The 10,308-nt window shown below is 43.9% G+C and carries 13 protein-coding genes, 1 tRNA gene and 2 pseudogenes; 9 read left to right on the forward strand and 7 right to left on the reverse strand.

What is annotated here, in order from left to right:
* The coding region (locus ACQY26_RS07260; RefSeq protein WP_428048517.1) for a hypothetical protein at nt 1–382 on the forward strand (382 nt) is incomplete at its 5' end.
* 66 nt (nt 383–448) lie between these two features.
* Here the strand turns inward: ACQY26_RS07260 and ACQY26_RS07265 are convergent.
* From ACQY26_RS07265 to ACQY26_RS07280, 4 genes are read right to left on the reverse strand one after another with little or no spacing between them, the layout of a single operon-like run.
* Entirely contained in the window at nt 449–1,876 is a 1,428-nt protein-coding gene (locus ACQY26_RS07265; RefSeq protein WP_428048519.1) for a lipopolysaccharide biosynthesis protein, read from the reverse strand.
* A 2-nt stretch (nt 1,877–1,878) separates the two neighbouring features.
* Complete coding sequence (locus tag ACQY26_RS07270; RefSeq protein WP_428048521.1) at nt 1,879–2,700, reverse strand: purine-nucleoside phosphorylase; 822 nt, start codon at nt 2,698–2,700, stop codon at nt 1,879–1,881.
* Between the two features lie 10 nt (nt 2,701–2,710).
* Nucleotides 2,711–3,076: a YraN family protein gene (locus ACQY26_RS07275; protein WP_428048523.1), complete on the reverse strand. Its 366-nt coding sequence runs from the start codon at nt 3,074–3,076 to the stop codon at nt 2,711–2,713.
* Nucleotides 3,069–3,722 (reverse strand): ribonuclease HII, encoded by a 654-nt coding sequence (locus tag ACQY26_RS07280; protein ID WP_428048525.1) that lies wholly within the window; start codon nt 3,720–3,722, stop codon nt 3,069–3,071. Before ACQY26_RS07280 ends, ACQY26_RS07275 begins: the two co-directional genes overlap by 8 nt.
* A 177-nt stretch (nt 3,723–3,899) precedes the next feature.
* Between ACQY26_RS07280 and ACQY26_RS07285 the strand changes: the two genes are divergently transcribed.
* The gene (locus ACQY26_RS07285; RefSeq protein WP_428048527.1) at nt 3,900–4,040 is read left to right on the forward strand and encodes a hypothetical protein; all 141 of its coding nucleotides are present in this window, start codon (nt 3,900–3,902) and stop codon (nt 4,038–4,040) included.
* Nucleotides 4,041–4,159: 119 nt separating this feature from the next.
* Here the strand turns inward: ACQY26_RS07285 and ACQY26_RS07290 are convergent, their stop codons facing one another.
* The gene (locus tag ACQY26_RS07290; RefSeq protein ID WP_428048529.1) at nt 4,160–4,783 is read right to left on the reverse strand and encodes a LysR family transcriptional regulator substrate-binding protein; all 624 of its coding nucleotides are present in this window, start codon (nt 4,781–4,783) and stop codon (nt 4,160–4,162) included.
* 37 nt (nt 4,784–4,820) lie between these two features.
* On the opposite strand from ACQY26_RS07290, the pseudogene ACQY26_RS07295 reads away from it, so the two are divergent.
* The 5 genes and pseudogenes from ACQY26_RS07295 to ACQY26_RS07315 all read left to right on the forward strand — a co-directional run.
* Nucleotides 4,821–5,075 (forward strand): annotated as a pseudogene (locus tag ACQY26_RS07295) (alpha/beta hydrolase); the annotation flags it as partial.
* 192 nt (nt 5,076–5,267) lie between these two features.
* Nucleotides 5,268–5,355: transfer RNA gene (locus ACQY26_RS07300), tRNA-Ser, on the forward strand.
* Nucleotides 5,356–5,393: 38 nt separating this feature from the next.
* Entirely contained in the window at nt 5,394–5,654 is a 261-nt protein-coding gene (locus ACQY26_RS07305; protein WP_428048531.1) for a hypothetical protein, read from the forward strand.
* 123 nt (nt 5,655–5,777) lie between these two features.
* Complete coding sequence (locus tag ACQY26_RS07310; RefSeq protein ID WP_428048533.1) at nt 5,778–6,413, forward strand: NifB/NifX family molybdenum-iron cluster-binding protein; 636 nt, start codon at nt 5,778–5,780, stop codon at nt 6,411–6,413.
* Nucleotides 6,414–6,579: 166 nt separating this feature from the next.
* Nucleotides 6,580–6,975 carry a thermonuclease family protein gene (locus ACQY26_RS07315; RefSeq protein WP_428048535.1) on the forward strand — a complete coding sequence of 132 codons (396 nt, stop codon included), beginning with the start codon at nt 6,580–6,582 and terminating at the stop codon, nt 6,973–6,975.
* Nucleotides 6,976–7,021: 46 nt separating this feature from the next.
* Here ACQY26_RS07315 and ACQY26_RS07320 read toward each other — a convergent pair.
* Nucleotides 7,022–7,138 (reverse strand): annotated as a pseudogene (locus ACQY26_RS07320) (DUF3737 family protein); the annotation flags it as partial.
* A 369-nt stretch (nt 7,139–7,507) separates the two neighbouring features.
* The gene (locus ACQY26_RS07325; RefSeq protein ID WP_428048541.1) at nt 7,508–8,083 is read right to left on the reverse strand and encodes an inorganic diphosphatase; all 576 of its coding nucleotides are present in this window, start codon (nt 8,081–8,083) and stop codon (nt 7,508–7,510) included.
* A gap of 270 nt (nt 8,084–8,353) precedes the next feature.
* On the opposite strand from ACQY26_RS07325, the gene ACQY26_RS07330 reads away from it, so the two are divergent.
* Entirely contained in the window at nt 8,354–9,133 is a 780-nt protein-coding gene (locus tag ACQY26_RS07330) for an EFR1 family ferrodoxin (RefSeq protein WP_428048537.1), read from the forward strand.
* Nucleotides 9,134–9,186: 53 nt separating this feature from the next.
* On the forward strand, nt 9,187–10,308 hold a 1,122-nt coding region (locus tag ACQY26_RS07335), incomplete at its 3' end, for a MalY/PatB family protein (protein WP_428048539.1).

Below are 10,308 nucleotides of genomic sequence, written 5' to 3' on the forward strand. Positions count from 1 at the left end.
TACTCAAACAAGAACCTGCTGTTCAAACGGTTCTTGGAGCGATTGGGATAAAAGCTGCCCTACTGTTATCCAATGCAGCGGCAATTCTTCCGAAACCTGCGAAGTTTGCGGAACCAGAACACGCACCTGCAATACAAGCACGGGGCAATGGTCGGCTTGGGGGGCTTGTGTAAAACCCACTTGCGAGTGGGGCGGAATAGAAGGCGGCGTATTTGCTATGACGGAAAGCGAGATCGCGGAGGAGTTCGGCGATTATGTTTGGATAGACAGCCCCAGAGGTTCTTGCAGCTGTGAACAAAAAAATAAAACCGGCATTGTAAACCGCGGAACCGAAAACGGTTACATAATGGTTGCCGGCCCCGTATATTGTTATTGCTCTTAATTTTTAAGGCTGAAAAGCCTCTCAACTAACCGCCCCGGTTTGCCGCAAGCAAGCCGGGGTTTATGTTTAAAAATCTTTTGCCGTTCTTACTTTTTTGATGATAAGGAACATAGCCGCGGGATATAAAGCCAGTAATATTATCCTTAAAATAAGCGCATTTGCATCGCTCATTTGCGCCGCAAACATATTGGCCAAAAGCATAAGCAAAACGGCCGCGGCCATAAGCGAAAGTTTACGGTATTGGTAAGCTATGGGATAATTTCTCTGCAGGAAGATAAACAGGCATAAAGCCATTACGGCATAGCTGGAGAATATGGCCCAGCCCGCGCCGACTATGCCTATATGCGGCACCAAAATAATATTCGTTACTATGCTTGCCGCCGCGCCGATAAGGGTTATGTACATTAAAGAGCGGGTTTTCTTGGTTAGTACTGGCGCAACCATAAAATTGATGTAAAACCCGTAAAACAAATAGCCGGCCAGCACTAAAGGGATAATGTTCATCCCGGACCAATAATTTGAATGTATAAGATTAAAACCAAGGAATTTTGTTTTAATTATCGTCGGTATAAGGAAGGCCAGACCCAAAAACAGCCAGCTTGCCGCCGCGGCGAAATAAGTGAAAATTTCCGCAAACAGAGTTTTACAGTCCGGCTTGGAAGATGCCTGTATGAAAAATGGCCGCCAGGCTTGGTCGAACATGGAAACGGCCAGCATCATAAAAACGCCTATTTTGAAATTGGCCTGATATATGCCGACTTCGCTCAGCCCCGCCAAGTGCGAAAGCAAAGGCTTGTCTATCACGTTTACCATTATGCTCGCCGCGCCGGCGGGTATAAAAGGCCAGGAAAAGGCGAACATGGCTTTAAAGAGTTTCTTATCAAAGCGGAAGGTAAAATCCTCTTTTATCACGGGCAGAAGCAGCACTAAAGAAGTTAAAGAAGCCCAAATCCCGGCCATAAAAATGCCGTCTACGCCCGCTCCGAAATGAGCCAAAGCCAAAAGGTTCCCGGCTACGTTGACCAATATGGAAGCCGTCCTTATCCCCACAAAACGCCATGCGCGGTGCTCAAATCTTAATTTTGCAAAAGGGATTATATTAAGCGCGTCCAAAGCCAAAATAAAGCAGCAGTATTTTATAAGGTAAGCGTTTTGCGCGCCTATACCCAAAGCCAAGGCTATGTAAGGGCTTGCCAAATAGATAAGGGCGGATAAAGCGGCGGAACTTAATAATACGGCCGTAAACGGAGTGGAAAATACGGTTTTATCCTTATGTTCCTGCGCAAAGCGCAAATAGGCTTGGTCCATACCGTATTGGTAAATTATATTGAACAAAGCCATAAAAGCAAAAACCGTCGCTATTACGCCGTAATCGGCTGAAGCCAAATAGTAAGTGTAAACCGGGACCAAAAAAAAGTTAAAAAGCCGGGCGACTATGGTTGACGTGCCATAGATTAAAGTTTCTTTGCCCAGCCTTTTAACTTTGTCAATCATTCTTATATTTTAACGAGCAAATCCTGCAAAATCTTTGCGAATTTACCTTCTATCTTTTTAGTTTCTTCCAGCGTTTCTTTATGGCTTAAAGGCGTTTTGGAAATGCCGCTGGCCAAATTTGTAACCCAGCTGAGGCCGCAAATTTTAAGGCCCAGCTGCCTGGCCGTAATAACTTCCGGCACGGTGGACATACCGACTACGTCCGCGCCCAGTTTTTTAAAGGCTTGTATTTCCGCCGGGGTTTCAAAGTTGGGGCCGGTTACCGCCAAATATACGCCCGGCAAAGCGTTTATTTTGTATTTTTTGGCTATGGCGAGGGTCTTCTTCGCGATTTCTTTATCGTAAGTATCCGTCATATCGCAGAACATGGGGCCAAAGGCCGGGTCGTAATTGCCGATTAAAGGATTATTGGCCATTAAGTTGATGTGATCTTTAAGTACGCAGAGGCTGCCCGGTTTTAATTTGGCGTTTATTGAGCCTACCGCCGCGGAAACGAGCAAATTTTTTACGCCGAGCATCCATAAAGTGCGTATGGCTATGGCGATGTCTTTCATCGGGTGGCCTTCATAATAGTGGAAGCGCCCCTGCATTACGGCTATTTTTTTGCCTTTGTATTCGCCGAAAATCAAATTGCCGCTGTGCCCGGCGACGGTGCTCCTCAAAAAACCGGGTATTTCGGCGTAAGGTATTACTATTTTGTTATCCAAAGCCGGCACGGAATTGGCAAGGCCGCTGCCGGTTATCAAAGCCGTTTCAGGCTTAAAATTTTTAGTTTTTTTATTGATGTACGCCGCCGCTTTCTTTACTGTTTGAAGCTGTGTCATGGCTTTCTCCTTATATAAATAATCCGCTTGGCACAAAAGCGTTTTGTATGTGCTCAAGTTCGTCTTCCGTTATGGCTATTATATCAAACATCAGGGAGGAGTACTCCGCTTTTGATTGTTTAAGGAAGCTTGCGGCCGCTTTGGCGACTTTTTTTTGTTTTGCTTTTGTAACCGCCGCGGCCGCCCCGCCGAAATCCGCGCTTGAGCGTTGTTTAACCTCAACAAAAACAATCGCGCCGTCTTTTTGGGCGATAATATCCACCTCGCCCAAAGGGCAGAGATAATTGCGCTTTAAAATTTTATAGCCTTTGTCTTTAAGATATTTGGCGGCGCGTTCTTCGGCCTTGTCGCCTTGGCGGCGCAGAAAGCTAAACATTGGTTTTATCCGTCGGGAAAAGCCCGTTGTACATGGAAAGAAGCGGCTCAAAAGTCATCCTGTGCTGGGGGCAGGGGCCGTATTCTTTTATGGAAGCTATGTGGCTTTTTGTGCCGTAGCCTTTGTGGCCGGCAAAATCATAGAGGGGGAATTTGCCGTCAATCACTTGCATAAATCTGTCCCTGCTGACTTTTGCTATTATGCTGGCCGCGGCTACGCATAAGGATTGCGCGTCGCCGCCGATAACGGCTTTTTGCGGATGATGAATAAAAGGAATAAGTTTGTTCCCGTCCACCAGCACAAGCGCGTTTTTGCCTTCAAAAGCCGCCAATGCGCGCCGCATTGCGATAAAAGTCGCCTGTAAAATATTATGTTTGTCTATTTCCGCGGCGGAAGCGTATCCCGTACGCCACATCACGGGCAGGGTTATAAGTTCGTCAAAAATTTTTTCGCGTTTGGCGGGGGTAAGTTTTTTGCTGTCATTTATCTTTGCCATTAAAGGGTGGGAGTAAAGCTCCTGCGGAATATAGCATGCCGCAGCCGTTACCGGCCCGGCCAAAGGGCCGCGCCCGGCTTCATCCACCCCGATTATTTGCGCGAAAGGATTATCTTCGGAAATTTTTAGGTCAAATTCAGTAAGCATCATAAAATAATTCTACTAAAATAATTTGCGCGGCGGGCGTTTTTACAGGCGGCTTTCCCGCATTAAAAAGCCCGGCGGCGAGAATACGTTAAAAAATTAATAATCTATTTTATTTATAGTATAATTAAAATGTATTAGGTTATGGGCTTAATCGGAATATCTTTAAATTGTGAGGTAATTATGGACAAGAAGAAAGAAAAAACGTCCAAAAAGAAAGAAGATAATTTAACGCCCGCTTTTAAAGCCCTGCTAGGCCAGCTTGACGATGAAGAATGGCAGATAGTTACTTTTGAAGTAGAAGAAGACGATGAAGAAAAATAATTTTCAGTAACGGCGGAAACGCGCTTTGCGTTTGGTTCGCGGCGCGCCGGCGGCTTTTGCCTAGCCGTACCGGGCAGGGGGGATTTGCCCGGCGCAAAAGCCGCCGTATAATGCCAAAGTCAGCGAAAGCGTTTTTTTAGTTCAGCAAACATCAGCCCCGCCGCCTGAGAAAATTTTTGATCTTTCTTCCAGATTATGTACATTTTGGCTTCCGGCACGTTTTTTACCGGGCGAAAACAAAGTTTGCTGCCTTTGCTTGTGTTTACAAGCTTGTCATAAGTTAAAACGTATCCCAGCCCTTCCTTTGCCAATATCGCCGCATTATAGGCCAAATTGTAAGTTCCGGCGATATTAAGTCTATCCGCATTTTTACCGAACCATTTATGCATATCTTGTTCAATCCATTGTCTGGAGCATATCAAAGGTATGTTTTGCAATTCTTCGGTTAAAATATATTTCTTTTTGGCAAGAGGGGATGTCCTCGGCATGACAAGCCCCCAAGAATCTTTAAACGGCAGTTCGATAGACGTGTATTTGCCGCTGTTTTCGCCCGATGAAAGCAGAGCAAAATCCAAAATGCTTTTATCCAGTTTTTCCGTTACTTCCCTTCTGTTGCCGCTGTATATGTGGCAGCATATTTTAGGATATTTTACGCGCAGCGTTTTAAAAGCTTTTGCAAAATATCTGATTGACTGCGATTCCGGACAGCCGACGTAAATGTTCCCAGTAAAGCCGTCGTCCATAGTCTTAAATTCATCTTTTGTTTTTGCCGCCAAAGACAATATGTCTTCCGCTCTTTCTTTTATGACTATGCCGATTCTCGCTTACAGCGGGGAAATAGAAAACGCAGTGCTTATGATCCACGGGGAGAAAGCGCACAGCCGCTATTTCAGCGAGGACGCTTTTAAGAAATTGAAAGGAGATAACAAAGAACTGCTGATTATTCCCGGGGCGAATCATGTTGATTTGTATGATAATTATGATAAGATACCTTTCAATAAAATAACGGCGTTTTTTAAAGAGTATTTAAAGTAAGTGCGTATTTATTGCCGGGGCCTTTAAAGCCCCGGCGGTTTATAAGCGTATTTTTTGAAGAATTTTTAGCTTTTGTCGTTTGTTTTGTATTTGAAAATATTTGGATTTTATTTTAAAGTTTGGTTTTAAGGCGCGTATTTGCTATAATTTATAGGCAAGGTTGAGTGTTGCCTTGCGCATAGTACAGATTTTGGAGAGGTGTCCGAGCGGTTGAAGGAGCAGTCCTGGAAAGACTGTATACCCCAAAAGGGTATCGAGGGTTCGAATCCCTCCCTCTCCGTATAAATTTAAATACCCCCGGCTTTTGCCGGGGGTATTTTGATTTATACGGGAATTTGGAGCAAGGCCAACTGCTTGGCCTTGCGTAGGGATGAGAAGCCCGGAGCGATGTTTTTGTTTGAGCGCGATCCGCACCGACAAATGCGCGTTACTCTTACGAGCGCGAAAGGCAAAAACCGCGAGGGCGGGTGCGAAGCGCACTCCCATATGGGCGAATTTTCCGTCAGGGAAATTACGCAGGGCGAATCCCATATTGCCTCAATTGCCGCCATAAAAAGCCATTCTTCCTTATTAATTTGACAGCTTACAAAAAGCCGAAACTGCTTTTATTATAAGTTCCGAAAGACGATATTATAAATGAATGCTAAAAACAATCTTGATTATGTATTGTCATTATCAAGACGCATATTGTATAATCAGATTATGAACAATAAAGATAACCGCCGCCAAGTAAATAAATGCTGGGGAGGCAGACGCGCCTGCGCCGGCAGGAAAAGAACCTGCAAGCGGAAAGTCCCTTTCAACAGACGTATCAACGAAGACGTTTTAAAAATATTACGGGCCTATTCGGAAAAACATAATATTACGGAAACCGAAGCTTTGGAAAGTGCGATTATCTTACAAAATAATATTGATAAATTAAACGGAGAAAAAATTATGAAAATTGTAATTCCTTCAGCCAACAACAAATTATGCGGACATTTCGGTAATTGTGAATATTTTTCTTTTGTAGAAGCAGATAAAGAAACAAAAAGCATAATTAATATTGAAAACAAAATCCCCGAAGAGGGCATTTCCTGCCAAAGCGCAAACTGGATATCCGCCCAAGGAGCCAATATAGTTCTTGCCGGCGGCATGGGCAACAGGCCGATGCAAATTTTCCAACAAAACGGTGTACAAGTGATAACCGGCTGCCCCGAAATTGAAATAGAAGCCGTCGTCCGCCAGTATTTGGACGGCAATATTACCAAAGGGGAAAACCCTTGCGGCGGAGAACATCATCATTGCCACGGGCATAACGATGAAGGACATCATCACTGTCATCATAACAACAAATAAACGGCTAAATTAAACCAAGAATTACAAAAAATCCCCCGGGTTACTGCGGGGGATTTTTTATCGTTCGTCCGCTATAAAAGACTTAACGGTTAAAACCTATATTTAAAAAATAATATAAATTTATTATACTTAGTTTATGCGGTATAGTAATTTTATATTAGTTTTGTTGTCATTAATTTACCTAACCGGGCCGCTTAACGCCGGGCGGGCTTATTCCGCATTTGCAAACGTCAAACTATCCCGCATTATAGACGGAGATACTTTTACCGTGGATTTACCCTGCGCAGACGAAGTTTTTTGCAAAGATATTTCCGTTCGCGTGCGCGGCATTGATACGCCGGAACTAAAAAGTAAAAACTCGCAAAAACGCCAAGCGGCACTTAAAGCCAAGGAATTTACAAAGAACTTTCTTGAAGCCGGCCAAGTGGATCTTTTAAAATGCGGGCGCGATAAATATTTCCGCCTGCTCTGCGACGTTACGTCCGACGGGGAAGACTTGGCCTCAGCCTTATTTAAAGCCGGCTTGGCCAAACCCTATTTCGGCGGCAAAAAACAGCAATAGCCCCTTTCCCCTACAACTTTATTAACGGGAAAAAACGCCAAGCGTTTTAAGCCGCGCGGCAGTTTTCCGTCATTTTACAATCTTCAATAAGGCCGCCTTTTAAATGCCACAAAGGATAACGAAGTTCAAAAACGCTGTTCTTGACTTTTACGTTTCTGCACTCCTTTAATGCGGATTATCCGTCTTCCGCCCCGGCGAAAACGCAATTTTCACCTCGGCGTCCTTTATAGCATACAAGGCCCTTTCGGAACCTAAAGAAAGATTTTTATAAACAGTCATAATTGATTCTTCTTTATATATAAATCCGCGGCGCGAAATGCGCCTATAAAACATCGTAAATATTATAAACCATGGAGTTGGCTCCAAGTCAACGGTTAAGCAAAAGACAAGATTTTGTTATGCTCTGTTTCACGGCGTTAAAACCTAAGAATTTAGGAGAAAAAATTTTGAAAAGTCTGTGGGATTGCTAACTTTTATTTGGCCGCAAAAAAGCCCGCATGAAGCGGGCTCTTAAAATCAAACACACAAGAAATTATTTATCGCAGCATTTGGAAAAATTGCTGTAATTTACGAATTTTTCCTCATAAGCGATAAAAGCCTCCTGAAGGATTTTCACAGCGGTGTTCTTATCAAATATCTTTTCCACGACCACGGTTTTATTTTCCAGTTTTTTGTAATCTTCAAAGAAGCTCAACGTTTCCGAAACCAAATGATCCGGCAGTTCGGAAATATTGGTATAGTGGCTGACGTTAGGATCGCCCTTGGCCACCGCGATGATTTTATCGTCGGCTTCGCCGTTGTCAAGCATTCGCATAACGCCTATAATACGCGCCGGCACTATGCACATCGGCACCACTTCCGCCTGGGAAAGTATCAAAATATCCAAAGGGTCTTTGTCCGCGCCGTAAGTTCTTGGAATAAAACCGTAATTGGCCGGATAATAAACCGAGGAATACAAAACCCTGTCCAACCTGAGCATACCGCTTTCTTTGTCAAGCTCGTATTTGGCGCGGGTGCCTTTGGGGATTTCAATTACGCCGTTGACGATATCGGGCAGGGTTTCCTTATCGCCCGGGGAAACGTGATGCCAAGGATTAAAATTATACATTATGCCATCTCCATATATCATTTATTATGATTATAGCAATTTAAAAGGAAATGCAAAATTTATCCCCGCAAAGCTTTAAAACGCCCGTTCCGCGCACGGCGGTTTTATACTTTTGACTAAAAATTTATCCATATTTTACCCCATTTTAAGGGATATATTATACTTAACGAATAAAAATCATTCTAAAATGCCATTGCTTTTTTGATAGAATATTTATGCAAAAATATACGGCTGCGATTAATAAAAATCAATTAGAAAGGTAACAGGTTTATGCCATACAAAAATGTGTACGCCGTTTATTTCAGCCCGATAGGCGCAACAAAGTTCTACGTCCGCTGCGCCGCAAAAATGTTCAGCGAAAATTTTAAAGAGATGGATCTTACCGACTTCGACAAAAGAGTCAACAAGACCTCCTTTAACGAAGATGATTTGGTAATTATCGGCTCGCCGGCGTACTTCGGCAGAATGCCGCGGGTAGACAACGGCTTGCTGGGCAATCTTTCCGGAAACGGGGCAAAAGCTCTGCTTTTTATAATACACGGCAACACGGGTTATGACGACGCCCTTTTGGAACTTAAAAAATCGGCCTTTGAAAGAGGCTTTAAGCCTTTTGCGGCGGCCGCCTTTACTGTTCCGCTGGCGTTTTTCCCAAAAATTTCAACCGGCAGACCGAATGAAAAAGATATAGCTTCTTTGGGCGAGTTTATAGAGAAAACTAAAGCCAAATTAGCCGACGAAGCGGCCTTGGCGCGGGATTTTTTCGTAAAAGGGCATTATCCTTTCAAGCCTTATGAGAAAGTACCCTTTCGCCCCGAAGGCAATGAAAAATGCAGCAAATGCAGAACTTGCTTCCAAATTTGCCCGGCGGGCGCAATAGACGCCGAATCCCCAAAGTACACCGACGCATTAAGATGCATTTCCTGCATGGCATGCACCCAAGCCTGCCCAAAACGCGCAAGGGGACTGCATTCTCTGAAAGCTAAAATCATGCTGAAAGTTTTGGAAAGGAAACTCTCTAAATGTTCCGGCAGGCACGAGTTCTTTTTGTAAAATATAATCCGGGGCTTAAATTCAATTCAAATATCGGCCCCTCGGAGGGCTGAATGAAATATGATTTTGACAAAATTATACCAAGACGTTCAACCGCGTCGGTAAAGTGGGATTTTACTTCCGACGACGACATGATACCCCTTTGGGTGGCCGATATGGATTTTAAAGCCGCGCCGCCCATTATAAAAGCTTTAAAAGCAAGGGCGGAGCACGGCGTTTTCGGTTACGCTTTGCCGCCGGCCGGATACTATGAAGCCTCCTGCCGATGGTTTAAAAACAGGCACGGACTGCAAGTTCAGCCGGGTTGGATATTGCCGACTACCGGCGTGGTGTCCGCGCTTTCCGCGATAATAAAAGCCCTTTGCCGGCCGGAAGATAAAGTTATCATCCAAACGCCGGTATACAACTGCTTTTTCTCCGCAGTTGAAAACAACTCCTGCCAAACGCTGGAAAACCCTTTGATTTACGAAAACGGCTCTTACCGTATCGACTTTGAAGATTTGCAAAAAAAAGCCGAAGATCCGCGCGCAAAAGTCATGATTTTATGCAACCCGCATAATCCGGCCGGCAGAGTATGGAGCAAAGAGGAACTCGAACATATAGGGAAAATTTGCCTTAAAAACAATATTGCCGTCGTTGCGGACGAAATTCACTGCGAACTCATCCGCCCCGGCTTTGTTTATACGCCTTTCGCATCTTTAAATAAAGATTTTTTACTTAATTCAATTACATGCACGTCCCCAAGCAAAGCTTTTAATTTGGCCGGGCTGCAGACGGCAAATATCTTCTGCGCGGACAAAGAAATCCGCACTAAAATAGAAAAAGCTTTGCATATCAACGAAACGGCTTTAATAGGGCCTTTCGGGATAGACGCGCTTATCGCCGCATACAATGAATGCGCCGACTGGCTGGAAGAGTTAAACTCCTATCTTAACGAAAACTATTTAACGTTAAAATCATTCTTTGAAAAGGAAATGCCGGATTTCCCGGTAACTCCGCTTGAAGGAACCTACTTGGTTTGGATAAACTGCCGAAAGCTTAAGAAAAGTTCTAAAGAAATTTCCGATATTCTGAGTGATTATGTAATCGGCCAGGATGATGCCAAAATTGCTTTGAGTGTGGCTGTTTATAATCATTATAAACGTATCCTCAGCGGCAATAAAATTGATGATGTA

Origin of the sequence: Candidatus Proelusimicrobium excrementi, from assembly GCF_937881865.1 — a bacterium.
Taxonomy (GTDB): Bacteria; Elusimicrobiota; Elusimicrobia; order Elusimicrobiales; family Elusimicrobiaceae; genus Proelusimicrobium; species Proelusimicrobium excrementi.